This window comes from Massilia sp. Masssp93 (genome assembly GCF_059491295.1).
Map to the genome: position 1 here is coordinate 5,580,789 of NZ_CP168502.1, position 25,802 is coordinate 5,606,590.

Genomic DNA, 25,802 nt, shown 5'->3' on the forward strand with positions numbered 1-25,802 from the left:
GCGGTTTCCGTCAGAAAGGCGTGGGCCAAGGGGGCACACACTCAGTTACTGTTCAGCAACGCGCAGTGTAAGAAGTGAAAGTTACGGGTTGATGACAATGGCGCGAAGAAATATTACGGCCATCGCAACGTTACCCGGGCACGCCGCCGGCCAACGCCTGCGCCAGCGCATCCACATCGGCCGGCTTCACGAAATGGTAATGGAACCCGGCGGCTTTGGAGGCGTCGCGGTCCTGCTGCTGGCCATAGCCCGTGAGCGCGATGAACAGGGCGCCGGCCGCCCCCGGCAGCGTGCGGATCTGGCGTGCCAGTTCGTGGCCGTCCATGCCCGGCAGGCCGATGTCGAGGACGAACGCGTCGAAAGACCGTTCGCGCGCGCTGGCCAGCGCCTGCAACGGATCGTATTCGACGGCCGTCTCGTGGCCCAGCACCTCCAGCAGCATCGCCACCGTCTGGGCGGCATCGACGTTGTCGTCGACCACCAGCACGCGCCGCACGGCCGGCGGCGCCGCGACGTCGGCGGTACGGTCGGCCGGCGCGGACGCGCTCGCCGCGGCGAGGCGGCCGTGCCGCGCCACGACATGCTTGACCGGCGCGGGCGCCACGCCCACGCCGTCGTCGGGATGTACCAGTTCGGCCCGGGTGGTGCCGTCCTGTGATTCTTCGAAGATGCCGATGAAGTCGTACATACGCTCGTTCCAATAATCAGCCGCATGGCATTGCCAATGGTACGAAAATACGCCTTGTTGGCGCGCAGCCTACGCACGGTAGGGCCGCGCCCGGTCGCTTCCCGGCACGCGGAAGGCCGTCCATACGACGGATGCACCAAGGATAACGCTCCCAGTGCCAGGCGGCAATACGCGCACGATTGAATGATCGACGTACGGGTCAGCGCCGCGCCTCGGCCCGCGACAATACCGCGTTGACTTCGTTCAGGTCGGCAGGCTTGACGAGGTAATGGTCGAAGCCGGCCTGCCGGGCCTCGGCGCGATCCTGGCTCTGGCCGTAGCCGGTCAGGGCGACCAGCGTGGCGTCCGCGTTTTCCGGCTGGGCGCGCAGGCGCCGCGCCAGCTCGTAGCCATCCATGTCGGGCAGGCCGATGTCGAGCAGCAGGACGTCGGGATGCTCGCTTCGCGCCCGCGCCAGCGCCCCGCGCGCGTCGTACTCGACGCTCACCGCATGCCCCTGCACTTCGAGCAGCGCGGCCAGCATCTGGGCGGCGTCGGCGTTGTCGTCGACCACCAGCACGCGCAGGTTGCCGTTGTCGTGGACGGCATCCGCGTCGCCCGCCGCGCCGGCGTCGGGCAGCTGCGCCGGCTCGCGCGCCACGCACGGCAGGCAGATCGAGAATTCGCTGCCCTGCCCCAGGCCGTCGCTGTGGGCATGCACGGTGCCGCCGTGCAGGGCGACGAGGCTCTTGACGAGCGCCAGTCCGATCCCGAGCCCGCCCTGGGAACGGTCCGGGGTGCGCTCGGCCTGGGTGAACAGGTCGAAGATGTACGGCAGGACTTCCGGCGCGATGCCGACGCCGTTGTCGCGCACGGCCACCGTCACGCGCTCCGCCGCCACCGTCACGGCCAGCACGATCCGCCCGCCCGGCGCCGTGTACTTGGCGGCGTTGTTGAGGATGTTCGAGATGACCTGCACGAGGCGCGTACGGTCGCCGGTCACGCGCGCCGGCTGGCCGGATAATTGCAGCGTCAGCGCATGGCGGCGCGTGTCGACCAGGGGCCGCACCTGCTCGACGGCGGCGGCGACGATCACGTTCAGGTCCAGCTCCTCCTTCTCCAGCGCGACGAGGCCGCGCGTGACGCGCGACACGTCCAGCAGGTCGTTGACGAGGTCCGTCATGTGCTCGGCCTGGCGCACGATGATCTCGCTGGCGTTGGCCACGCTGCGGGGCTCGAGGCGGCCGAGCTTGAGCAGCTGGGCCGCCGTCATGATGGGCGCCAGCGGGTTGCGCAGCTCGTGCGCCAGCATCGCCAGGAACTGGTCCTTCTGGCGGTTGGCCGCGCGCAGCTCGTCCTCGACGAGCTTGCGGGCCGTGACGTCGCTGCCTTCCACGAAGATGCCGGTCACCTGGCCGCCCTCGTCGCGGATCGGCTGGTAGACGAAGTCGATGTAGCGCTCTTCCGGCGGTCCTTCCGGCTCGCGCTGCAGGCGCACCGGCAACGCGTGGCCGACGAACGGCTCGCCCGTCGTGTAGACCCGGTCGAGCAGTTCGAGGAAGCCCTGGCCGACGATCTCCGGCAGCGCCTCGCGCGCGGCCTTGCCGACGACCTGGCGGTGGCCGACCAATTGCATGTACGACTGGTTCGTCAGCTCGAACACGTGCTCGGGACCGCGCAGCACGGCCATGATCCCGGGCGCCTGCGAGAACAGGCCGCGCAGCCGCTCGTTTTCCTCGTTGCGGTATTTCTCGGCCAGCACCTGGTCGGTGACCTCCACGCACGCGCAATACATGCCGGCGACCTCCCCGGCCTCGTCGCGCACGGGCGAATACGAGAACGTGAACCAGGTCGGCTCGTCGTAGCCGTGGCGGTTCATCACGAGGTACAGGCGGTCGGCGTACGTCGCCTCACCGCCGAGGGCGCGCTCGGTCAGCGGGCCGATGTCGTGCCAGATCTCGGACCAGATGTCATGGAAGCGTCCGCCGAGCGCGGCCGGATGCTTGTCGCCCAGGATCTCGCGGTAGGAATCGTTGTACAGGAAGCCGAGTTCCGGTCCCCAGGCCACGAACATCGGGAGCTTCGCGTTGAGCATCAGGCCGACGACCGTGCGCAACGCCTGCGGCCACGTGCGCGGATGGCCCAGGGGCGAACCGGACCAGTCGTGCGCGCGCATCATGGCGCCGACCTCGCCGCCCCCGCTCAGGAACATGAGGGCGCCGGCATGGTCGAGCGTGTCCGCGTGGGAAGAGCCTTTTTCATCTACTTGCATGATTGATACTGGATGGAGCGACAACCCCAGTGTGCCATAAGGGGGCTGCGGCAGGCGCGCACGGCGGGACGGTCGGCGCGCGACGTATCAGGAAAGCAGGCAGGGAGAACGGCGGGCCGCCGCGGAGACTGGAGCGGGTGAAGGGAATCGAACCCTCGTCGTAAGCTTGGGAAGCTTCTGCTCTACCATTGAGCTACACCCGCGTTGCCCGCATTCTACGCGGGTTTTATAGGGATTGACAACGTTCGCCGCTGCCGGCGGCCGCGCCTATCGGGTCGACAGGCGGCGCCGGAAGTATTTTTGGGACGGCATGTCCACCACGTGGTGCAGCGCCACGGACAGGATGAAGACGACCACGAACGACAGCCACAGATACACCTGGTTGATCTGCTGGGCATTCGACATGAAGGCGGCTTTCAGCAGGTCGTAGACGAGGTAATGCACCATGTACGTCGAATACGAGATCTCGCCGAGGTAGACGAGCACGGGTGTGGAAAGCGCGGCGGTGATCCACGACGTCGTCACGCTCAGGTAAGCGATCAGCAACGCGAACGTGATCGGAATCAGCGCGTAATCCGGGGTCGACGTCAAGGCATACAGGACGCACGACGCGACGAAGCCCGCGAGGGCAACGGTGGCATACCGTTCCAGGAAATCCCGGTGGTTGACGTACAGCGAACCGACGAAGACGCCCATCAGGAATTCGAACATGGTGCGCACGAGGGCCATGTGGGGAATGTCGGCGCCGATGGAGTGCAGTCCGCTCATCGCATAGATCACGTGCAGGACGACGGCGGCCGCCACGATGCTCAGCAGGTGCGCGGCAATACCGCCGCGCAGCTTGCGCAGGCTGAATGCCATCAGCGGGAAGAACAGGTAGACGAACCATTCCGAACTGATCGACCAGGACGGTACGTTCCACGTCAGGTCGCTGCCGAACCACATATGCACCAGGAAGATGCTCTGGATGAACGCAGGCCACGTATAGTTTTCCGGCGCGGCATGGCTGGCCGACAGATAAGTGAAGGCGGCGAACAGCATCAGGTAGCCGCCCAACATCACGAAGTGCAGCGGGTAGATGCGGGAAAACCGGTTCCAGTAAAACTTGCCTACGCTATGGGGAAAATTCGTGCTCAGCGACGCGTGGTAGCTCAGGAAAATCACGAAACCGCTGAGCAGGAAGAACAGGTCGACGGCCAGGTAGCCGTGCGCGATGAAATGCCTGAGCGGTGTCGGCACCGAATCGTTCATGAGGCCCAGGAAATGGTAGAACACTACCCACCAGGCGCAGATTCCCCGTAACCCTGCGAGTTGGTTGAGTTTCACGGTATCGCACGTCCTTTTACTTTGAGTTGGTCCTGCACGACGCGCCGCGCGTACTGGTCGATCGCCACTGTCAGGCTGAGCATGTAGAAGATGTACGGCTGGTAGGCGATGCCGACGAAAGAGCCGCCGGCGAGAAACACCACGATCGACGTCATCAGCGCATTGGCCAGCCCGGAAATCCAGGCCATTCCCGCATCGTTTTTCCAGGCCCTTTTCAACCTGATTAATTTGAACATGGCCAGCCCGACCATCAGGGCGTACATGGAAAAACCGACGATGCCCTGTTCGCCCAGCACTTCGAAATAGATGCTGTGGAAGGCCTTGCCGCCGACCTGTCCTTCGGGCAGATACTGGGTTTCGCCGTCCGACGTGACGCCGAGAATACGGTTGTGCAAATAAGCGTCGAAACCACCACCGAGCGGGTGCTTGCCGACAAACTCGATCGTCCATTGCCAGACTTTGATCCTGCCCATTGCGGACGAGTCGGCATTATAGGTTTCGATCGTCGACATGCGGTTGCCCCAGCGCGTCGCGGACAGGTCGAGATTCAATATCACGACGGCGGCAAGGGCCAGACCCGCTATCCACCACAATTTCTTTTTCGACTGCAGCATCGACAGCAGGCACATCACCGCCACGGCGATGATGCCCGTGCGCGCCGTCGTACCGACCACGGCGGCAAGCGCCATGACGATAATGGCCAGGAATAAGCCGCGCGTCAGCAGGTTCCTCGGAAAGATCACGGTATGGCGCATGAGGAACATGACCAATGGGATCAGCATCACGCACACCACGGCCAGCGTGCTGCTCTCGGACAGGCCGGTATTGCCCGTTCCCATGACGGCCAGCGTCCCGTAGCCGCCGCCGCCGAGAATGGTCTTCAGGCCGGCCGAGAACAGGATCGTGCTGGCGGAGAACACGAACACCAGGATGAAGGCTTCGATCTGGATGCGCGAACGGAAGATGTACGGGATCAGGACCGCGAAAATGAGAACCTTGGACGCCCAGTCCCATTTCCCCCATGCTTGCGTCGGGAAATCCGAGATGAGCGTCGTAAACGTCACCCACAGGCAGAACAGTACAATCAGCAGCAGGATCGGTCCGAATTTGGGCGGCGACTTTTTATCCCTGAGCAGGAACAGTCCCAGCGTCGCCACGGCCGCGATGAACGACAGCGGCTGGTCGTTGATGATCGAATAGGCGAGCTGCTGGGGCCGGACGATGTCCACCCAGACGAAGCCCAGGGCGGCGGCAAAAGCGGCTGAAAAACCGGCGAACATCAGGACGGCGAAGACAGCCGACAAAAAAAGACTCTGCATACGTGTGATGCCTTGCGCAACGGTAAAAGCGGCGTCCAGCGGCGTCCGGAACGGATGAAACGCCGAAGCTGTATATTATTTACGAACGTTTCTTCTTCGCCGCCGGCGGCAGTTGCTGTTCCTCGCGTGAAAACCAGGAAAGCACCTTGTCCAGTTGGATTGCGCGGATAACCGTATAAATTATTAACGTACTGAAAAGCAATATTGCTGCAGTGTCAATCATGCGTGACCTTTGACGGGAATCTATTGCCGCGTATCGATGAGTTACCGGAACGAACGGGCGCTAGAATAACATGCAACATACGGCCACACCGTTGCCTCAACGGACTTTGTATTATCAGCCAGTCTCCAAACCAAGCGCAACAATCTTTCCCCGCGCGTGCCGCCGCGCCAACACCAACGCGATTTTTTGCATGACGATTTTTCAACATTGGTATTGACGCAACGCAAATGAGTTGCGCTGCGCTTTAGACGTTTTCAGCATGAGCTTGTGCCGAAAAATTCGTTGGAACGCCCACGGACGGGCTCGTATATTGAAAACTCGTCAATAGCACAGCGGAGGCATCGTGACGCCCGAATTCCTTGAGCGACATCTTTCCGGCCCGGCGCACGTTGCCGGTCTCCATTTGTCGTCGCACATGCGGGGCGATTGCCTGCGGGAGCACGACTGATGGCCGACTTCGACATCGGCGCGATCGTGCGCGACCTGCACGGCGCGCGCCGGCAGTGGCGCCAGGCCCACCGCCCGTCCGGCGAAGTGCGCGGCATCGAGTTCCCGTCGCGCGAGGCGCTGGCGACCGTCGTGGCGCAACTCAAGGGCGTGCTGTTCCCGCTGCGCCTGGGCCCGCCCGACCTGCGCCAGGAAAGCGAGGACTTCCACGTCGCCCACGCCCTCGACACCGCCCTCCACGCGCTGCTGCGCCAGGTGCGCATCGAACTGCGCTACAGCGCCGCGCTGCGCCGCCTGACCGACACCGACATCGAGCCGCAGGCGCTGGACGCCACCCGCGCGTTCGGCGCCTCCCTGCCCGGCATCCGCACCCTGCTCGACAGCGACGTGATCGCCGCCTACCAGGGCGACCCGGCCGCGCGCAGCGTCGACGAAGTGCTGCTGTGCTATCCGGGCATCCACGCGATGATCCACCACCGCCTCGCGCACTGCCTGTACGGGCTCGGCCTGCCGCTGCTGGCGCGGATCATCGCCGAGCTGGCGCACGCCGAGACAGGCATCGACATCCACCCGGGCGCCACGATCGGCCCCGGCTTCTTCATCGACCACGGCACCGGCGTCGTGATCGGGGAGACGGCCGTCATCGGCCAGCGCGTGCGCCTGTACCAGGCCGTCACCCTGGGCGCCAAGCGCTTTCCCGCGAATGCCGACGGCACGCTGCAAAAAGGCCTGCCGCGCCATCCCGTCGTCGAGGACGACGTCGTCATCTATGCCGGCGCCACCCTGCTGGGCCGCATCACCGTCGGCAAGGGCGCCGTCATCGGCGGCAACGTCTGGCTGACGCACGACGTACCGCCCGGTGCCCGCGTGGCCCAGGCCGCGTCGCGCGAGGACGACCTGGGGGTGCCGGGCGAGCCGGCGTGACCTGGTCAGCCCGAACTGGTCATCTGGGACTCTCGACCGCGTAGCCCCTGGCCTGCAACCCGGCCAGGTAGCTCGTCGGTCCGACGATGTCCTGGATTTCCAGCACGGCGAACGTGGAGGCGTTGCTGGCCAGCGCCTTTTCCGCCGCCTTGAGCCAGGCGGTGCGCAGGCGTTCGCGCATCTGCCGCAGCGCCGCGGCATCCTTCGCGATGGAACTGTTCAGGATGGCATCCAGGCAAGCGTCCTGGCGCTCCGCGAAGTTCAGGCCGCGGATCTCGCCGATGTCGCCGTTGGCCCAGGCATTCGCCCGCACGCGCATCGTCTCGAGGTCGATATCCAGGCTGTCGAGCGTCTTGGTGAAGCAGACGAGGTCGTCCACCTGCGAATTCTTGAAGTCGCGCACGAGCTTGCGGGGATCGTCGAGCATCACTTCGTAGCCGGAGTCGCTCAGCTTGACCTTGTTCTTTTTCGCGATGTCCTCGATCGTGCCGAGCACTTCGCCGCCATAGGACAGGCCGCTCTGCTTGAGGCCGGCGAGCAGCAATTCCTCGCCGGCGAAGACGGGGCGGTAATGCTCGACGCCGTCGTCGTTGCCGATGTATTTGGCCTTCAGAACTGTCCAGTGCGCATACACGTCGGACGGGACGACGTCGTGCAGCACGGCATCGTCGGGATTCCGCTTGATGCCGATGAGGCTGGGCAACGCGGTCAGCCCGCGGAAGAAACCGATGTGGGCTTTCGCGACCGGCGGCATGAGCACTTCCTGCGACCTGGCGACGAGGCGTTCGACGCGCGACGCATCCCACTCCATCTTCTGCGGCAGCGGCGCGTACGTCCCGAACACCCACATCACATGCGTGCCCTTCGACACCTTCCACACGCCGGGGCCGGGCCGGCGGCCTTCGACGACGACCGTGGCCGGGACGGCCTCCGGCGCGGCGTCGGTGACGGCCGGCGGTTCGGCCGGCGGCGCGGCATGGTCCACGTTCTGGGCGAATGCCGGCAGAGCCAGCAGGCCCAGCCAGAGTGCGTATCGCCTGGTTCTCTTCATGGGGAATATCCTTATTTCGGGCTCTCGACCGTATAACCTTTCGCCTGCAGGCCGGCCAGATAGCTTTTCGGGCCGACGATGTCCTTCATCCGCAGGAGCGCGAATGTCGACGTGTTGTCGGCCAGCGATTGTTCGGCCGCTTTCAGCCAGCCGGCGCGGATGCGTTCGCGGACATTCTGCAAGGCCGGGGTCGTCTTGGCCAGAGGACTGTTCAGGAGGGCATCGCCGCATGCTTCATCACGCTCGATATAGTCCAGGCGCGAGAGCTCGGCGGTGTCGCCGTTGGCCCAGGCATTGGCACGCACCCGCATCGCGGCGATGTCGCCGTCCAGGCGTTCCAGGGTCTTGGTGAAGCAGGTGAGGTCTTCCATCTGCATCTTCTTGAACGCCGTCAAGGTACTGCGCGGGTCGTCGAGTTCGATCTCGAGCATCGTCCGGGTCAGCTTGACCTTGCTCTGCCTGGCAATCTTTTCGACCTGGTCGCCCACGGCGGTGTTCTCCGCGAGACCGTTTTTCTTCAGCCCGGCCCGCAACAGCTTCTCGGCCGCGAAGAATGGACGATCGCGCTCGACGCCGTCATCCTGGCCGATGTACTTGCCCTTCTGGACCTGCCAGTGCGCATACACGTCCGCCGGCAAGATGTCCTGCAACATTGCGCCGTCCGGATTCTTTTCCATGCCGATCATGGAAGGCAGCAGGGTCAGACTGCGAAAGAACCCCACACCGATGCTCGCGCCGGGCGGCATCAGCACCTGCTGCGACTTCGCCACCAGACGCTCGACGCGCGCCGAATCCCAGTCCATCTTCTGCGGCAGCGGAGAGTACAGGCCGAACACCCACATCACGTGATCGCCCTTCGACACTTTCCAGACGCCGGGACCGGGACGGCGGCCCTCGACGACGACTGTGGCCGGGGCGGCATCCGGCGCTGCATCCGCCGCGGCGGCAGGCTCGACGGCGGCAGCAGGTTCAGGCCGGGCCGCGGTCTGGGCCAGCGCCGGCAGCGTAAGGAAACCCAGGTACAACGCGCATGCATATCGTTTGCTCATCCGACATCCCATTGTTGTTATGTGCGCAAAAGCTTAGCGCCGAGGATGAGCTTAGCCTATCCACGCAACGGAATGTTACATATTTGACATGCATATGTCGCAACAGCAATACGGGGGCATCACGCCTCGTCCGGCGTCCCGATCGGCCGGTTCAGGAGATCGTGCGCCAGCTTGAGCCCCTCGACCATCGTATCGAACGCCGCGCGCTTCGCGTCTTCGCCCGGCACGCGCAGCACGTACGACGGGTGATACGTGGTGACGACCCACCGGCCTTCGTGGCGCAGCGGCTTGCCGAGGGAGTCCTTGAGGGTCACGCTGGCCGTGCGCAGCACGGATTTCAACGCGGTGGCGCCGAGGGCCACGATGACGGTCGGCTTGACGCTCGCCAGCTCCTTGTCGAGCCAGTAGTGGCAGGCCTCGATCTCGCGCTGGACCGGCGTCTTGTGCAAGCGCCGCTTGCCGCGCGGCTCCCATTTGAAATGCTTGACGGCGTTGGTGACGTAGATCGTGTCGCGGTCGACGCCGGCCGCCTCGCACACGCGGTCCAGCAGCTTGCCGGCCGGGCCGACGAAGGGTTGTCCGGCCAGATCCTCCTGGTCGCCCGGCTGCTCGCCGACGAACATGATTTTAGCGCGCTTCGGGCCGTCGCCGCCGACGGCCTGGGTGGCGAACTGCCACAACTCGCAGCGCCGGCACTCGTCGAGCTTCGAAGGCTGCTGGCGCTCCGGCTGGGCGTCCTCGGGGGCGATCGGGATCGTCGTGCCCTTGCGCTGGCCGACGGCCTCGTACTGGCCCACCTTGCGCGCGCCACGCGCCGCTTCGCTCACCATCTGCGGCACGATCTTCGCCTCGGGCAGGTTCTTCCAGCGGTGCGACGGGATGTGCTGGTGCATGACGTCCGTGTTCAGGCGGGCCGGGTTGAACACGCTGCGGTAATACGTCAGCCACAGGGCTTCGCCAGTGTCTTCCAGGTCGGCCGCATCGCGTACGAGGGGGCCGGTATTGTGCAGCGTATGGCCGTCCCACAGGACGCTCGCCTCGGGCGTCGCGATCATCCAGCTGACCTTGCCCATGCGCGACATGAAATGCTCGGCCACCTGGGGCAGCACGTCGTGACGGGGCTCGTACCAGGCGACGAAGCGCGGCGGACCGGCGCTTTCCGGGCGCTCGCGGAAGCGGATGTAGGCATGCATGTCGTGTTCCTCGCGGTGCACCGCCTTCACCATCGCGTGCAGGCGCGCGCCGTCCTCGTCGGCCGGCGACTGCACGTCGTGCTCGCCCTGCTGCCAGCGCCAGATCACGCGGTACAGGAAGGCCCAGCGATCCGGCACGCGGCAGCAGGCGGCCGACTGCAGCATCTCCAGCAGCGAACGCGGGATGTGCGGCGCGGGACGGAGCGGCCCGGTCGGGGTTTCAGTCGGCGGTGTGGGCAGATTATCGGATGCCTCGGCCGTGGGCGGCGCACCCGAGAACAGATCGCCGCCCGCCAGCAGGTCGTCCATGTGCGGCGTGCCCCACGTCACCTGCTCCGGAGGAATGCCGTGCACGAGCAGGTCGCGCGCCGCCTCGCGCCATGCGGCGAACGTCTCGACCAGCAGCGGCTGCCCGGCCCGGACCAGTTCGTCGGCGAGCCGTGCGGACGGCGCGGCCATCAGGCGGCCTGCAGTTCCGGCCACAGGTTCATCTGCTGCGGCGCGTCGGCCAGGTTACGCCGCAGCAGGTCGGACGAGGCGCCGTCCGACGCCGGCTTGTAGTCCGCCGTGATCACGAACGGCGCCAGCTTCCTGAGGCTGCAGCGCAGGCGCGACAGATCTTCCCAGCGGATGCGCCGCAGCCGCCGCAAATCGATCAGGCGCTTCGCTGTGCGCAGGCCGATGCCCGGCACGCGCGCGATCATGCCCTCGTCCGCGCGGTTCAGGTCGAGCGGGAAATGGGCGCGGTTCGCGAGCGCCCACCCCAGCTTGGGGTCGATGTCCAGCGCGAGGTTGCCGGCCGCGGGCATCAGCTCCTGCGCGGTAAAACCGTAACCGCGCAGCAGGAAGTCGGCCTGGTACAAGCGGTGCTCGCGCAGCAGCGGCGGCGGCGCGGACGGCACGCTGGACGGGCTCTGCGGGATCGGGCTGAACGCCGAGTAGTACACGCGCTTGAGTTTATAGCTGCCGTACAGCGTCTGTGCCGTGCCGAGGATCGTCCGGTCGTCGCTGGCGTCGGCGCCGACGATCATCTGCGTGCTCTGCCCGGCCGGCGCGAACACGGGCGCCTTGGGGTGGTCGTCCTTTTCGTCCAGCCGGGTGCGGATGGCCCCCATCGCCAGCTTGATCGTGTGCACGCTCTTTTCGGGCGCGAGCCTGGTCACGCTGTCCTGCGTGGGCAGCTCGATGTTCACCGACAGGCGGTCGGCATACCGGCCCGCCAGTTCGATGAGATGCGGGTCGGCGTCGGGAATCGTCTTGAGGTGAATGTAGCCGCGGAACTGGTGGTCCTCGCGCAGGCGCCGCGCGACTTCGACCAGCTGCTCCATCGTGTAGTCGCTCGACTGGATGATGCCGGAACTGAGGAACAGGCCGTCGATGTAGTTGCGCAGGTAAAAATCGTGCGTGAGCTTGACGACCTCGTCGACGGAGAACCGGGCCCGCGGCACGTTCGACGTGCGCCGGTTCACGCAGTACTGGCAATCGTAGACGCAAAAATTGGTCAGCAGAATCTTGAGCAGCGACACGCAGCGCCCGTCCGGCGTGTAGCTGTGGCAGATGCCCATGCCGTTGGTGGCGCCGAGCCCGTCCTTGTCGACCGAGTCGCGCTTCGGCGCGCCGCTGCTGGCGCAGGAGGCGTCGTACTTGGCCGCGTCGGCCAGGATTTCGAGCTTGTCTTTGAGTTCCATCGCGCAGAAAATACTGTATATATAAACAGTATATCGCGAATCGCCCCCGCCATGCCGTGCGCGAACGCACTGTCGCTGGCGATGCGGCCGGACCGTTGTTTAATCCGACGGCCCCAATTTCACAATGTTAATATCGGAGGATTGCACCAAGCCTGGATTCACCATGTCTGTACAGTTTCGCAACAACGTCCACGTGACCGGTTCAGGACCGACGACCATGATCTTCGTGCATGGTTTCGGTTGCGACCAGACCATGTGGCGCTACCTGGCGCCGGCCTTCGCGGACCGCTTTCGCGTCGTGCTGTACGACCTGACCGGCAGCGGCCATTCCGACTGGTCCGCCTACGACCGCGCGAAGTACGGCAGCCTGCAAGGCCACGTCACGGATCTGCTGGAAATTCTCGACGCCTGCGCGGCCGGCCCGAGCATCGTCGTCGGGCACTCGGTCGGCGCGTCGATCGGCCTGCTGGCGACGATCGCGGCGCCGCAGCGCTTCGTGGCCCAGGTCCTGGTCGGCCCCTCGCCGTGCTACACCAACGACGGCGATTACGTGGGCGGGTTCAATCTGGAAGACATCGACGGCCTGCTGGACTCGATGGAGACCAATTTCCTCGAGTGGTCGCGCAAGATGGCGCCCGCGATCATGGGCGCGCCCAACCAGCCGCACCTGGGACAGGAACTGACGCGCAGCTTCTGCCGCAACGATCCCGCCATCGCCAAGCATTTCGCGCGCGTGACCTTCCGCGCCGATATCCGCGCCGACGTGCCCCGTTCGACGGTGCCCGCCCTGATCCTGCAATGCAGCGACGACCTGATCGTGCCGCGCGAAGTGGGCGACTGGCTGCATCGGCACCTGGCGCACAGCGCGCTGCGCCTGATCGACAACGTGGGGCACTGCCCGCACCTGAGCGCGCCGACGGCGAGTGCGGACGCGATCGAATCCTTTTTCGCCCAGACGCTGCCGTAATTGGGCGGCCCTCCGCCCACGCGTAGCGCCAACACACCGCATACGTCACGCGCGGGCACGGGGTGCCCGCCCTACGCCTATGCCACTTTCTCGCGCGGTCGCTGATGTAGGGTGGGCGGCCCTCCGCCCACGCGTAGCGCCAACACACCGCATACGTCACGCGCGGGCACGGGGTGCCCGCCCTACGCCTATGCCACTTTCTCGCGCGGTCGCTGATGTAGGGTGGGCGGCCCTCCGCCCACGCGTAGCGCCAACACCGCATACGTCACGCGCGGGCACGGGGTGCCCGCCCTACGCGGCGCCGATGTATCCGTTGGCCTGCGCCAGCAGCGCGGGCTCCATGCGCGCCGCGACGCGCAGGATGTAGTTGGCGGCCGGCGCGACGCCGGCCGCGCCGGCGCGGTGCAGCCACGCATAGGCTTCCACGAGGTCGGCCGGCACGCCCTGCCCCGCCGCATACATCACGCCGAGGTTGAACTGGGCGCGCGCATGGCCCTGGCGCGCGGCGCACAGGTACCAGAAATGGGCGGCCTCGTAATCGCGCTCGGCGCCGTGGCCGCTGTCGTGGCGCAGGCCCAGCGCGAACTGCGCGAGCGCGTGGCCCTGCTCCGCCGCCTTGCGATACCACAGCGTGGCCTGGCGCGGATCGATCGAGCCCGTGTCGTCGCGGTCGAGCAGCTGCCCCAGCGCGTACTGGGCCGGCGCGTAGTCCTGGTCGGCGGCCTTGCGATACCAGTACGCGGCTTCGCGCTCGTCCTGCGCGACGCCGTTGCCGCTCTCGTAGCGCAGCGCGAGGTCGAATTGCGCGCGCAGGTGGCCCTGTTCCGCGGCCTTGCGATACCAGTCCAGCGCGACCGCGGCGTCCTGCGGCACGCCGTGTCCGGCATCGACCAGCTGCCCGAGGTGATACTGCGCGCCGGCGAAACCCTGCGCGGCCGCCAGTGCGTACCAGTGCGCGGCCGTGGCGTAATCCTGCTCGACGCCCTGGCCGCTCATGGTCCCCATTTCGTAGCGCAGGCCGAGGTTGTCCTGCGCAGCAGCGTGCCCCTGCTCGGCCGCGCGCCGGAACCACGCGAGCGCCAGTTGCGCATCGCGCGCGACGCCGTGGCCGGCATCGTAGATCAGCGCCAGGTTGAACTGCGAACTGGCGTGGCCCTGCTCTCCCGCGCGGCCGTACCACAGGATCGCCTTCTCGCTGTCCTGCGGCAGGTCCTGGCCCTTGTCGTAACGGAGACCGAGGTTGAACTGGGCCGGCGCGTAGCCCTGCTCGGCGGCCTTGCGGAACCAGTGGATGGCCTGCTGGACGTCGCGTGCGATGCCCTGGCCGCTGTCGTAGCGGAGCGCGAGGTTGAACTGCGAGCGCGCGTAATTCTGTTCGGCCGCCTTGCGATACCAGTCGATGGCCTGCGCCACGTCCTGCGCGACGCCCTTGCCGCCCTCGTACATCATGCCCAGGTTGTGCTGCGCGCCGGGGTCGCCCTGCTCGGCCGCCTTGACGAACCAGCGCAGCGCTTCGTGCACGTCGACCGGCGTGCCCTGCCCTTTCGCGTACAGCCACCCGAGGTTGTACTGGGCCTGGACGTAACCCTGCTCGGCCGCCTGCCGATACCAATATAAAGCCTGGCCCAGGTCCTGCGCCACGCCCTGGCCCTTCTGGTACATCACGCCGAGGTTGTACTGGGCCTGTTCGAGGCCGCTGCTCGCGGCCATGCGATACCACGCGACGGCCAGCTCATCGTTGCGCGGCACGCCCTGGCCGTTCACGTACATGAAGCCCAGGCTGTGCTGGGCGCTGGCGACGCCGCGCTCGGCCAGCGCTTTGACACGCAAAAACTCAGCCGTGTGACGCGCCTCGATCTCGCTGGGGGACATGGCGCATCAGGCCTGGAAGGCGAGCACGTTCGACGCGCCCGCCGGCAGCCCCTGCCCGCGCAGCACGTCGATGAAGCGCGGCAGCGGCATCGGGCGGTGGTACAGATAGCCCTGCATCGTCAGGCAACCGTTCGAGCGCAGATAGCGGGCCTGCGAATCGGTCTCCACGCCTTCCGCGACCAGGTTCAGGCCCAGGCCGCGCGCGATCGAGATGATCGCAAGGACGACCGGATAGTGTCCGTGCTCGTCGTGGATCTCCTTGACGAACGACTGGTCGATCTTGATCGTGTGGACCGGGAAGCGGTGCAGGTAAGCGAGCGACGAATAGCCGGTGCCGAAGTCGTCGATCGCCACCGACACGCCCAGCTGCCCCAGCTTGTTCAGCTGCTCGATCGCATGCTGCGGATTGCGGATGCAGATGTTCTCGGTGATTTCGACTTCGATCTGGCTCGGCGCGATCCCGTAACGCAGGAGCGCGCCGCGCATCTTTTCGAAGAAGTCGCCGCGGTCGAGGTATTGCGGCGACAGGTTCAGCGACAGCCGCACCTGGTTGCCGCCGATGTTCTTCCACTGCAGCATGTCGCGGCACAGGGCGCCGATCATCCAGTCCGAGATCGGCAGCATCAGGCCGTTCTCTTCGGCGAACGGCAGGAATTCGCCCGGCGAGACGATGCCGCGGGTCGGGTGGTTCCAGCGCATCAGCGCCTCGGCGCCGACGATGCGGCCGCTGATGGCATCGATCTGCGGCTGGTAGTACATCTCCAGCTCGTTGTTCTCGAGCGCGCGGCGCAGGCTCTGTTCCAGCGCGATCTTCTGGTGCGACACGTCCTGCATCGTCGGGTCGTAGAACGCGTGGCCGTTCTTGCCTTGTCCCTTGACCTGGTACATGGCGATGTCGGCGTGGCGCAGCAGCTCGTCGATCGATTCGCCGTGGGTCGGATAGATCGCGATGCCGATCGACGCCGAGATGTGCACGGCGTGGCCGTCCAGGTCGAACGGGTCCTGCAGGCATTCGAGGAATTTGTCGGCCACCATGCGCGCGTCGTCGCGGTCGCGCAGCTCGGGCAGCACGATCGTGAATTCGTCGCCGCCCTGGCGCGCCAGCGTGTCGCCGCGGCGCAGGCATTCCTTCAGGCGGCCGGCGGCCTGCTGCAGCAGCTCGTCGCCCTTCACGTGGCCGAGCGTGTCGTTGACGAGCTTGAAGCGGTCCAGGTCGATGAACATGACGGCGAGTTCCGTCTGTTTTCTCTTGGCCTGGATGACGGCGAGGCCGAGGCGGTCCTTGAACAGGATGCGGTTCGGCAGGTCGGTCAGGATGTCGTGGTAGGCCTGGTACGAGATCACTTCTTCCGCGCGCTTGCGGTCCGTGATGTCGCGCGCCACGCCGTACGTGCCGTAGAACTCGAGCTTCCTGACCTCCTGGTCGGGCACGTGCATGCCGATGGCGTTCAGCGAGATCGTCATCAAGGTGTTGTTGAACGTGCGTTCCTGGTTGGCGCCCGCGTGGCACTTCAGGCGCAGCTCGACGTTGCGCGAGGCCCGCTCGTCGACGCGGCGTTCGTTGAACACGTAGCGCGCGCGCTCCAGGTCTTCCTCGTGCACGAGGATCGAGTAATGCTGGCCGATGAGCTCCTCGCGCTTGTAGCCGAGCAGCTGGTAGGCGCGGTCGTTGATGAAGGTGAACCTGCCTTCGTGGTTCAGCGTGTAGATGATGTCGGGCGAAGAGTCCACCAGGTAGCGGTACATCTTCTCGGAGTTTTCGAGCTGGTTGGCGATGCGCGCGTTGGCTTCTTCCAGGCGCCGCTGTTTCAACGCGTTCGCCACCGTCTTCAACAGCTCCTCGCGGCTGTACGGCTTGCGCAGGTAGTCGTAGGCGCCGCGTTTCAGCGCGCCGATGGCGGCGTCGATGCCGACCTCGCCGCTCATCACGATGACATCCGATTCGATGCCCTTCTCGTTGATGAAGTCCATGATCTCGTGGCCGCCGATGTCGGGCAGGCGCAGGTCGAGCAGCACGAGGTCGAAGCGCAGGCGCGACAGGTGTGCGAGGGCTTCGCTGCCGGTGGCCGCCGTGACGAGCTGGTAGCCGCGACCCTGCAGCAGCTCGTACAGCGACGCGAGCAGGCGGGGTTCATCGTCGACGAGCAGGAGCCTGGGCTGGTCGTTGCCGAGCGAGGTTTGCGTGTCGTGGGGGCTGGACGACGATGCGCTGGCGGAGAATGGATTCATTGTTACCTTATACGGATCCAAGCGCGCGCACCGGCTGCGTGGCCTGTGCGCCGGCGCCGGCATGCGCCGGCAGCAGGATTTCAAAACTGGTGCCGGTCGTGCCGCTGCGGCAGGCGATATGCCCGTTCAGCTTCTTGACCAGGCTGTGCACGATCGACAGGCCGAGGCCGTGGTGCGGCCCTTCCTTGGTGCTCTTCACGGCCGAGAACAGATTGGCCAGCACGTCGCGCGACAGGCCCGGACCGGTGTCGGAGACGACCAGTTCCAGGTACAGCCTGCGCTCGCGGTTCACGTGGCCGCGGTTGGCGATCTCGATGCGGCCGCCACCCGCCGACAGCGCCTCGATCGCGTTCTTGACGAGGTTCACGAGGATCTGCTTGAGGATGTCCGGGTCGCCGTCGACGCGGCCGGCGTCGTCCGGCATGCTGACGACGATCTCCACGTTGGCCGGGATGAAGTTCGTCGTGCGGAACAGGCGCAGCACGTCGTCGACGACCTTGGCCACGTCCGCGGCCGGCGCCACGCCTTCGATACGGGGCTGGATCTCCGTCAGGCTGCCCACCAGCTGGCCGACGCGGTCGATCTCCTCGTTCAGGATCGACAGCTCGGCGCTGACCGGTTCCTGGCGTTCCAGCTTGCTGTCCAGGACCGCCAGGTAGTTCTTGATGATCGACAGCGGGTTGTTCACTTCGTGCACGACGCGGCGCGACGCCTCGCGGTATTCGTCGGCCACGTGGGCCAGCTGGCGGCGCGCGTGGCCCCGTTCCGACATCGCCGTCTCCAGCGCGCCCGCGGCCTGCGCGCCGAACGCCTGCAGGAAGCGCTCGCGCTTCTGGCAGGCCGGCAGCTGCCACGCGGCGACGCCGCCGACCAGCACGCCGAGGCAGCGCGCACCGGCGACGAGCGGCAGGCACACGAACGATTCGGTGCCGAGGATGCGCAGCAGCTGTTCTTCCGCGAGGCCGAGCGGACGGCCGTCGCGGCGGATGAAGCCCAGGCGGCGGTCCAGCGCGGACTGCGCGACGGCGCCGCCCTTCGCCAGCGGGACCGTGAATTCGGCGATGCGCTGCTGGTTCGTGACCGGCGCGCCGACGAGGGCCTGGCCGGTCGGGTTCTCCAGCAGCACGACGGCATTCTCGAAATCGAACAGGATGCGCGCCGAGCGCGTCATCGCTTCCAGCAGGCCGCTTTCTCCACCATTGCCCTGCTGGCGCGTGAACATCTGGCCGACTTCGGACACCAGCACGAGATTGCGGACTTCCTCGGACAGGCGCTGCTGCACCGGATCGACGGGCGGCGGCGGCGCGAACGCGGGCAGCGCGGGCAGGTCGTCGGCGCCCGCGAGGTCGATGCCGAGATGGACGGCGGCCTTCTCGACCTGGCGCGCGGCCAGGCCCAGCAACTCGTCGGGCGTATCCGGACCGAGGCCGCACAGCGCGCGCGCCTCGTCCACGAGGGCGTCGTCGTTCGCGTGGCTGGACAGCACGTGGGCCACGCGCACGATGCGGATCAGGGGATGCGCCGCTTCCAGGCGCTCGCTCGGCTCGTGGTGGTACAGCACGGAATCGGCCAGGAAGGAATCGAGCTGCCAGCGTTCGATCAGCCAGGCGCCCGCTTCGGCGTGCGTGATCTGCAGGGTGCGCTGCTCGACGGCGCACAGGTCTTCGTCGTCGCGCGCCGTGAAGTTGAACGCGTATTCCTTGGGCGCCGTCGCCAGCAGCGCGAGGCGGCCGACGTTGTGCAGCAGGCCCGCCAGATAGGCTTCTTCCGGCTGCGCATAATCGATGCGGCGCGCGACCTCGCGCGCCAGCACGGCCGCCGTCAGCGAATTCTTCCAGAACACGCGCAGGTCGGTGGCGCCAGAGTTCGGGAAGCTGCTGAACGTCTGGAACACGGAATCGCTGATGACCAGCGTCTTGATCATGTCCGTGCCCAGCGCCACCATGGCCTGCTCGAGGTTCGCCTGGCGGCCGTTGCGGTGGTAGGCCGAGCTGTTGGCGACGGTGAGGATCTTGCCCGTCATGCCGGCATCCTTGGCGACCAGCGCGGCCAGCTCCGGCATGCCCAGATCGTCCGCCTGCAAGTGCGCAAGCAGCTTGATGAGGATCTGCGGCATGGCCGGCAAACGCGCGATCAGCAGTCGGTTGCGGATGTCCTGGTCAGGTTGATGTATGGTTTCAAGCACGGCCGCCAACTTGGTTTTTGGGTAATGGCCGCCTTCCCTGCGGGGGCTGCCACAGTATTCGTTCTTGCGGTCCCTGGAATAAGGCAATTCTTACATCGTTATTCCAAGCATGAAAAACTTATCTTAGCATATATACATTTCTGGCCGGGAACAATATTTTCCGTGAAATGTGACGCATTTTAGAGTCAAAATTCAATTGGTCGATATTGACATTGCGCAGATTAAGCCACACTAATTTACATTTTGCTCACGCCAGCGCCTTGTAGCGACGATATTGGCGCGACGTCATCCAGCACGCCAGCGACGCCAGCGCGAACGCGGCCTGGCCCAGCGCCATCGCCAGCACCGAATGCGTCAGTGCCGGCGCGATGATGCCTGCGACCAGCGCGCCCATCAACGTGGTCACGAACGACTGGCACGACGCCACCGTGCCGCGGATGTGCGGGAACAGGTCGAGGGCCAGCAAGGTGGCGCTCGGGTTGATGATCGAGCTGCCGAAGTTATAGAAGAACATCGGCAGCACGGTCCACGGCAGCGCCGGCGGCAGGACGGCGTGGTACGAGACGGAGCCGGTGACGGCCGCCAGCATGAATGCGTAGCCGATGCCGATCTGGCGCGAGAACGTCATCTTCCCCGCCAGCCGGTTGGCGGCGAGCGCGCCGAGGAAGATGCCGCTCACGGCGGGCACGAACAGCCATGCGAACTGCGACGGCCCCAGGTGCAGGTGCACGGGCAGCAGCACGGGGGCGCCCGCGATGAACAGGAACATGCCGCCGAAATTGAAGGCGACGATGCCCGACTTCATCTGGAACAGCACGGAGCTGAAGATGTCCCAGTAGCTGCGCGCCAAAAAGCGCGGATTGAACGGCTGGCGGCGCTCCACCGGCATCGTCTCCGGCAGGTGCTGCCAGCACACCCACCACAGCACGACCGAAAACCCGAGCAGGCCGAGGAAGATCGAACGCCAGTCGAACGCGGCGACCACCCAGCCGCCCAGCACGGGCGCGATGGCCGGCGCGATCGAAAAAATCATCGTCACCATCGACAGCAGGCGCGCGGCCGGCGCGTCCGAATACAGGTCGCGGATGATGGCCCGGCCCACGACGACGCCCGCACCGGCCGAGATGCCCTGCATGATGCGGAAGATCCACAGGTAGTGCACGGAATGCGCGGACGCGCAGCCGAGCGTCCCGACCGCGAACACGATCAGCCCGACGAGGACCACGTTGCGCCGCCCGAACGCGTCCGACAGCGCGCCGTGCCACAGCGACATCACGGCGAAGGCCAGCATGTACGCCGTCAGCGTCTGCTGGACTTCCAGCCCGGTCGCGCCCAGCGACGCCTGGATGCTCGGGAATGCGGGCAGGTAGGCGTCGACGGAAAAGGGGCCGAGCATCGACAGCGCGGCCAGCAGCGACGCGAGGCCGCCGGCCGACAGCACCTTGATCTTGTGCGGCACCGGCAGCGGGACGGGGATGACGGGGTCTTTCGGCAGGTTGTCCGGTTCGGGTTCGGGCAGCATTTATTCTTCTTTCGGTTTTGCGGCGTCGCGGCGGTTGAAGCCGGCGACCATGTCGAAGCGGAACAGGCGGCATTCGAGGGCGCCGTTGAAGAACGGCGTCTTGCGCGATTCTTTCAGGCGCAGCATCTTGGGCAGGCCCAGGTCGGCCGTGAACAGGTACACGGTCCAGCCGGCGAAGCGCTGCTTCAGCGTGGTGGAGAGCTGCTGGTAGAAGCCGACGGCCATCTCGTCCTGCGGGATCGTGGAATCGCCGCGCACGCCGATCCGCTCGCCGTACGGCGGATTCGTCACCAGCAGGCCGGGCTGGCTGGTGGGCGGCTGCACCTGCTGCGCCTCGATCTGCTTCAGCGGCACGTCGAACAGGATGCCGGCCGCGCGCAGGTTATGGCGCGTCATCGCGATCATGTCGCCGGAGATGTCGGAGCCGAAGATCGTCGGTTCGGCGGGCAGCGGGTTCGGCTTGATGGCCGTCTTCATCTCCTGCCAGGCCTTGGCGTTGAAATTCCCGAATTTTTCGAACGCGAAGCGGCGGCGCGCGCCGGGCGGGATGCCCTGCACCATCTGCGCGGCCTCGATCAGGATCGTGCCCGAGCCGCACATCGGATCGAACAGCGGCACGCCCGGCTTCCATCCCGCCACGCGCAGCAGGCCGGCGGCCAGGTTCTCGCGCAGCGGCGCGTCGCCCGTCTCTTCGCGCCAGCCGCGCTTGAACAGCGCCTCGCCGGACGTGTCCAGGTAGATCGTGAAGTTGCGCTGGTCGAGGAAGCCCATGATGCGCATGTCCGGCTCGCGCGTATCGACGGACGGACGGCGGCCGAACTGGTCGCGGAAGCGATCGCACACGGCGTCCTTGATCTTCAGGGTCGTGAACTCGAGGCTCGTCAGCGGCGACTTGATGGCGGTGATGTCGACGCGGATCGTGTGGTCGACGCCGAACCAGTCTTCCCACGGCTGTTCCAGCACGAGGTCGTAGATGTCGTTTTCGTTCGCGTAGTTGCGGTTGGCGATGCGCAGCAGCACGCGCGACGCGATGCGCGAGTGCAGGTTGATGCGGTATGCGTCGGTGTCCGAGCCCGAGCAGTGCACGCCGCCCGGCACCTGGTTGTGCACCTTCAGCGTCGCGCTGCCGGTGGCCTGTGCGATCTCGGCCAGCTCGTCGGCCAGCGCCTGTTCCATGCCGCGCGGGCAGGGGCAAAAATAAGAAGCCATAGGGGTACCTTTTATCCGTTATTTCCCATAATCGGGGTCAGAGCCCGGTTCACCGGGTGGGCTCTGCCCCCGACTGACTAAAAAGAAACGGCCGGGATCAGGCCCGGCCGCCGAACTACCGTCGCCCCCGCGCAGGCGGGGGTCAAAGTTTGCGTGCGTTACCGCAGCGCTGGCAGAACTTGGGTCCCCGCCTGCGCGGGGACGACGTGGTATGTGGTCGTCGTATGTGGCGGTCTTGTCAGAACGGCTTCACGACCACCAGGATCACAATGGCCAGCAGCAGCAGTACCGGCACTTCATTGAACACGCGGAACCATCGATGGCTGCGCGTGTTCGCGCCGCGCTCGAACTTTTTCAGCAGCGATCCGCAGGCGTGATGGTAGCCGATGACGAGGATCACGAGCGCCAGTTTTGCGTGCAGCCAGCCGCCCTTGATGCCGAAGCCCAGCCACAGCCACAGGCCCAGCAACAGCGCCGGCACCGCGAGGATCGTCGTGAAGCGGTACAGGCGGCGGGCCATGCCGAGCAGGCGCTCGACCGCGGCCGGATTGCTTTCCTGGGCCAGGTTCACGTAGATGCGCGGCAGGTAAAACAGGCCGGCGAACCACGAGGCGATGAAGACGATGTGCAGCGCTTTGATCCACAAATACATGCAATCCCTCTATTTCCAAAATTCGGGCTCTGACCCCATTTTTGAGCAATTGCCAAAAAACGGGCTCTGACCCCGGTTATTTGCGCACTTCACCGTGGCCAAAGACCACGTACTTCAGCGACGTGAGGCCCTCCAGCCCGACCGGGCCGCGCGCATGCAGCTTGTCGTTCGAGATGCCGATCTCCGCGCCCAGGCCGTATTCGAAGCCGTCGGCGAAGCGCGTCGACGCGTTGATCATCACGGACGCCGAATCGACTTCACGCAGGAAGCGCATCGCGTCCGTGTAATCCTCGGTGACGATGGCGTCCGTGTGCTTCGACGAATACGTGTTGATATGCTCGATGGCCGCGTCGATGCCGTCCACGATCTTGACGGCGAGGATAGGCGCCAGGTATTCCGTGCTCCAGTCCTCTTCCGTCGCCGGCACCAGGTGCGGGTAGCCCTGCAGGATCGCCAGCGCTTCGGGATCGGCGCGCAGTTCCACTTCCTTCGTCGCGTACAGCGCGGCCAGTTGCGGCAGCACGGCGGGCGCGATGGCGCGCGCGACCAGCAAGGTCTCCATCGTGTTGCACGTGCCGTAGCGGTGCGTCTTGGCGTTCATGGCGATCGGGAGCGCCTTCGCGATGTCGGCCTTGGCGTCGATGTAGACGTGGCAGATGCCGTCCAGGTGCTTGATCATCGGGACCGTGGATTCCTTCATCAGCCGGGCGATCAGGCCCTTGCCGCCGCGCGGGACGATCACGTCCACGAATTCCGGCATCGTGATGAGGGCGCCGACGGCGGCGCGGTCGGTCGTCTCGACGACCTGCACGCCGTGTTCCGGCAGGCCGGCGCCGCGCAGGCCTTCGGCCACCAGCGCCGCGAGCGCGCGGTTGCAGTGGATCGCCTCCGAGCCGCCGCGCAGGATGGCGGCGTTGCCGCTCTTGATGCACAGGCCGGCCGCGTCGACCGTCACGTTCGGGCGCGCCTCGTAGATGATGCCGATCACGCCCAGCGGCACGCGCATGCGGCCGACCTGGATGCCCGTCGGGCGGAATTTCAGGTCCGTGATCTCGCCGATCGGGTCGGGCAGCGCGACGATCTGGCGCAGGCCGTCGACCATCGTGGCGATCGCTTTGTCGGACAGCGCCAGGCGGTCCAGCAGCGCCGGTTCCAGGCCGGCGGCGGCCGCCGCTTCCATGTCGCGCGCGTTGGCGGCACGCAGGATGTCGGCGTCGCGCTCGATGGCGGCGGCGATCAGGAGCAGCGCCTGGTTGCGGGTGGCGCTGTCCGCGCGCGCCATGCCGCGCGAGGCCGCGCGCGCCTGGCGGCCCATTGTTTGCATGGTGTCGGTGATGTCCATCGTGCTTCGTTCCTCTGTATTCATATCAGCCGTAGGGTGGGCACCCCGTGCCCACGCGGACGTCAACGTCACGCCAACGTCACGCGTGGGCACGGGGGTGCCCACCCTACGACGCAACTCTCAATGCCAGCTGCAGCATCGCATCCCAGGCGTCTCCCGCGAACTGCTTCGCGCGCAGGCCCTTGACCATCTTGTCGACCTGAGCCGCCTGCTGCAGCGCCGCTTCCAGCACCGGCAGCGAAATCCGCCGCAGCGCCGGTTCCATCATGCGCTCGCGCGGGCCCCAGATGCGGTATTCCTTCAGCAGCGCGCCGAGCGGGCGTCCCTGCGCCATCCCTGCCTTCAATTTTAGCAGCGTGCGGATTTCTTCGGAGACGGCCCATAAAACCAGCGGCAGCGCCTCGCCCTCGCCTTTCAGGCCTTCCAGCATGCGCACGAGGCGCGCCGGGTCGCCGGCCAGCATCGCTTCCGACAGCTTGAAGACGTCGTAGCGCGCCACGTTCAGCACGGCGTCGATCACCTGGTCGTAGGTCAGCTTGCCCGGCTCGTACAACAAGGCGAGTTTCTGGATCTCCTGGTGCGCCGCCAGCAGGTTGCCTTCCACGCGGTCGGCGATGAAGTCCAGGCTCTGGCGGTCGGCGCTCTGGTTCTGCGCGGCCAGGCGCGTGCCGATCCAGCCCGGCAGCTGCGCGCGCTCCACGTTTGCGATCTCGACGTAGACCGCGGCCTGCTGCAGCGCCGCCACCCACGATGCCTTGGCCGTCTGCCAGTCCAGCTTCGGCAGCGTGACCAGCGTGAGGTTGTCGGGGTTCAGGTCCTTCGCGTAGTTCTGCAGCGCCGCGCTGCCGTCCTTGCCCGGCTTGCCGCCGGGGATGCGCAGCTCGATCAGCTTCTTGTCGCCGAACAGCGACATGGCCTGGTTGGCGGCCAGCAGCTCGCCCCATTTGAAGCTGCGCTCGACCGTGAGCACGTCGCGCTCGGAATAGCCGTGCGTGCGCGCCGCGCGGCGGATCTTGTCGGCCGCCTCCAGCGCCAGCAGGTGCTCGTCGCTGGTGATCACGTAGAGGGGCGCGAGCCCCTTGGCGAGGTGGCCGTCGAGCGCTTCAGGCCGCAACTGCATGGTGTTCCTTTTCGCTTGTCGTCAAGTGGCCGGCTTCATCGCGGCCAGGCGGCGGATGATCTGCTGGACCAGGTCCGCCTGCATGTCGCGGTACAGCAGCGCTTCTTCCGATTCCTTGGCCAGCACCTGGGTCTCGTCGAACGCCATGTTCCGGCGCAGCGAGATCTCGGTCGGCGCCACCAGTTCCGCGCCCTTGGCGTCGCGCACGCTGAACGTCAGCGTGTACGTCAGCAGGTATTCGCGCACGCGGCCCAGGCTGTTCAGCGACAGGATGGACTTGTTGCGCGTCTCGCCCAGCAGCACGAACTGCGCCTCGGCGTCCGCCGCCTTGTCCGCGATGACCACCTGGTCCGTCGCGCGCAGGTTGCGCTTGAGTTCCGTGCCCAGCGCCGACGTGTCCGGGAAGCCCAGATAAATGCTGTGGAACGGCATCGTGTAGCTGCCGTTCGAGCCGCGCAGCTCGAAGCCGCAGCCTGCCAGGCTACTCGCCACCAGCAGGGCCGCGGCCGCGCGCACCACCAACTTCCGGGTCAGGGCGCGCATGG

General features: G+C 66.1%; 19 protein-coding genes and 1 tRNA gene. 2 read left to right on the plus strand and 18 right to left on the minus strand.

Translation table 11 applies throughout. The features are described from left to right. Positions 1-130 precede the first annotated feature (130 nt). From ACEN9Q_RS23190 to ACEN9Q_RS23210, 5 genes are all read right to left on the minus strand, one after another. Entirely contained in the window at positions 131-688 is a 558-nt protein-coding gene (locus ACEN9Q_RS23190) for a response regulator (RefSeq protein WP_495626179.1), read from the minus strand. Between the two features lie 199 nt (positions 689-887). Beyond that, positions 888-2,939: a hybrid sensor histidine kinase/response regulator gene (locus ACEN9Q_RS23195; RefSeq protein WP_495626180.1), complete on the minus strand. Its 2,052-nt coding sequence runs from the start codon at positions 2,937-2,939 to the stop codon at positions 888-890. A 129-nt stretch (positions 2,940-3,068) separates the two neighbouring features. Continuing rightward, positions 3,069-3,142: transfer RNA gene (locus ACEN9Q_RS23200), tRNA-Gly, on the minus strand. Between the two features lie 64 nt (positions 3,143-3,206). After that, positions 3,207-4,265, minus strand: a complete 1,059-nt coding sequence (locus tag ACEN9Q_RS23205) for an acyltransferase family protein (protein ID WP_495626181.1) — start codon at positions 4,263-4,265, stop codon at positions 3,207-3,209. Beyond that, positions 4,262-5,584: a putative O-glycosylation ligase, exosortase A system-associated gene (locus ACEN9Q_RS23210; protein ID WP_082547793.1), complete on the minus strand. Its 1,323-nt coding sequence runs from the start codon at positions 5,582-5,584 to the stop codon at positions 4,262-4,264. Before ACEN9Q_RS23210 ends, ACEN9Q_RS23205 begins: the two co-directional genes overlap by 4 nt. A gap of 670 nt (positions 5,585-6,254) precedes the next feature. Between ACEN9Q_RS23210 and epsC the strand changes: the two genes are divergently transcribed. Further along, positions 6,255-7,178, plus strand: coding sequence for a serine O-acetyltransferase EpsC (gene epsC / locus ACEN9Q_RS23215; protein WP_495626182.1), 924 nt, complete (start codon positions 6,255-6,257; stop codon positions 7,176-7,178). 19 nt (positions 7,179-7,197) lie between these two features. Here epsC and ACEN9Q_RS23220 read toward each other — a convergent pair whose 3' ends face one another. The 4 genes from ACEN9Q_RS23220 to ACEN9Q_RS23235 all read right to left on the minus strand — a co-directional run bounded on the left by ACEN9Q_RS23220 (position 7,198) and on the right by ACEN9Q_RS23235 (position 12,159). Next, a complete protein-coding gene (locus ACEN9Q_RS23220) occupies positions 7,198-8,229 on the minus strand; it encodes a TraB/GumN family protein (RefSeq protein WP_495626183.1) in 1,032 nt (343 codons plus the stop codon). Positions 8,230-8,240: 11 nt separating this feature from the next. Next, complete coding sequence (locus tag ACEN9Q_RS23225; RefSeq protein WP_495626184.1) at positions 8,241-9,278, minus strand: TraB/GumN family protein; 1,038 nt, start codon at positions 9,276-9,278, stop codon at positions 8,241-8,243. 119 nt (positions 9,279-9,397) lie between these two features. Then, the gene (locus ACEN9Q_RS23230; protein ID WP_495628990.1) at positions 9,398-10,930 is read right to left on the minus strand and encodes a UdgX family uracil-DNA binding protein; all 1,533 of its coding nucleotides are present in this window, start codon (positions 10,928-10,930) and stop codon (positions 9,398-9,400) included. Next, positions 10,930-12,159 (minus strand): putative DNA modification/repair radical SAM protein, encoded by a 1,230-nt coding sequence (locus tag ACEN9Q_RS23235; RefSeq protein ID WP_495626185.1) that lies wholly within the window; start codon positions 12,157-12,159, stop codon positions 10,930-10,932. The genes ACEN9Q_RS23230 and ACEN9Q_RS23235 overlap by 1 nt, the downstream gene beginning before the upstream one ends. Positions 12,160-12,322: 163 nt before the next feature. Between ACEN9Q_RS23235 and ACEN9Q_RS23240 the strand changes: the two genes are divergently transcribed. Beyond that, on the plus strand, positions 12,323-13,126 hold the full coding sequence (locus ACEN9Q_RS23240) for an alpha/beta fold hydrolase (protein ID WP_495626186.1): 804 nt from the start codon (positions 12,323-12,325) through the stop codon (positions 13,124-13,126). A 291-nt stretch (positions 13,127-13,417) separates the two neighbouring features. Here ACEN9Q_RS23240 and ACEN9Q_RS23245 read toward each other — a convergent pair whose 3' ends face one another. From ACEN9Q_RS23245 to ACEN9Q_RS23285, 9 genes are all read right to left on the minus strand, one after another. Next, entirely contained in the window at positions 13,418-14,998 is a 1,581-nt protein-coding gene (locus tag ACEN9Q_RS23245; RefSeq protein WP_495626187.1) for an SEL1-like repeat protein, read from the minus strand. Between the two features lie 6 nt (positions 14,999-15,004). Then, positions 15,005-17,227 (minus strand): putative bifunctional diguanylate cyclase/phosphodiesterase, encoded by a 2,223-nt coding sequence (locus ACEN9Q_RS23250; RefSeq protein ID WP_056438449.1) that lies wholly within the window; start codon positions 17,225-17,227, stop codon positions 15,005-15,007. Positions 17,228-17,234: 7 nt separating this feature from the next. Continuing rightward, positions 17,235-19,343 (minus strand): HDOD domain-containing protein, encoded by a 2,109-nt coding sequence (locus ACEN9Q_RS23255; RefSeq protein WP_495628991.1) that lies wholly within the window; start codon positions 19,341-19,343, stop codon positions 17,235-17,237. A gap of 316 nt (positions 19,344-19,659) precedes the next feature. After that, on the minus strand, positions 19,660-20,934 hold the full coding sequence (locus tag ACEN9Q_RS23260) for a multidrug effflux MFS transporter (protein WP_495626188.1): 1,275 nt from the start codon (positions 20,932-20,934) through the stop codon (positions 19,660-19,662). Continuing rightward, positions 20,935-22,143 (minus strand): THUMP domain-containing class I SAM-dependent RNA methyltransferase, encoded by a 1,209-nt coding sequence (locus ACEN9Q_RS23265; RefSeq protein WP_495626189.1) that lies wholly within the window; start codon positions 22,141-22,143, stop codon positions 20,935-20,937. A 238-nt stretch (positions 22,144-22,381) separates the two neighbouring features. Beyond that, on the minus strand, positions 22,382-22,795 hold the full coding sequence (locus tag ACEN9Q_RS23270) for a CopD family protein (protein WP_495626190.1): 414 nt from the start codon (positions 22,793-22,795) through the stop codon (positions 22,382-22,384). A 76-nt stretch (positions 22,796-22,871) separates the two neighbouring features. Further along, positions 22,872-24,137: a glutamate-5-semialdehyde dehydrogenase gene (locus ACEN9Q_RS23275; protein WP_495626191.1), complete on the minus strand. Its 1,266-nt coding sequence runs from the start codon at positions 24,135-24,137 to the stop codon at positions 22,872-22,874. Between the two features lie 106 nt (positions 24,138-24,243). After that, the gene (gene holA / locus ACEN9Q_RS23280) at positions 24,244-25,257 is read right to left on the minus strand and encodes a DNA polymerase III subunit delta (protein ID WP_495626192.1); all 1,014 of its coding nucleotides are present in this window, start codon (positions 25,255-25,257) and stop codon (positions 24,244-24,246) included. A 21-nt stretch (positions 25,258-25,278) separates the two neighbouring features. Next, on the minus strand, positions 25,279-25,800 hold the full coding sequence (locus tag ACEN9Q_RS23285) for an LPS-assembly lipoprotein LptE (RefSeq protein ID WP_056438464.1): 522 nt from the start codon (positions 25,798-25,800) through the stop codon (positions 25,279-25,281). Positions 25,801-25,802 lie beyond the last annotated feature (2 nt).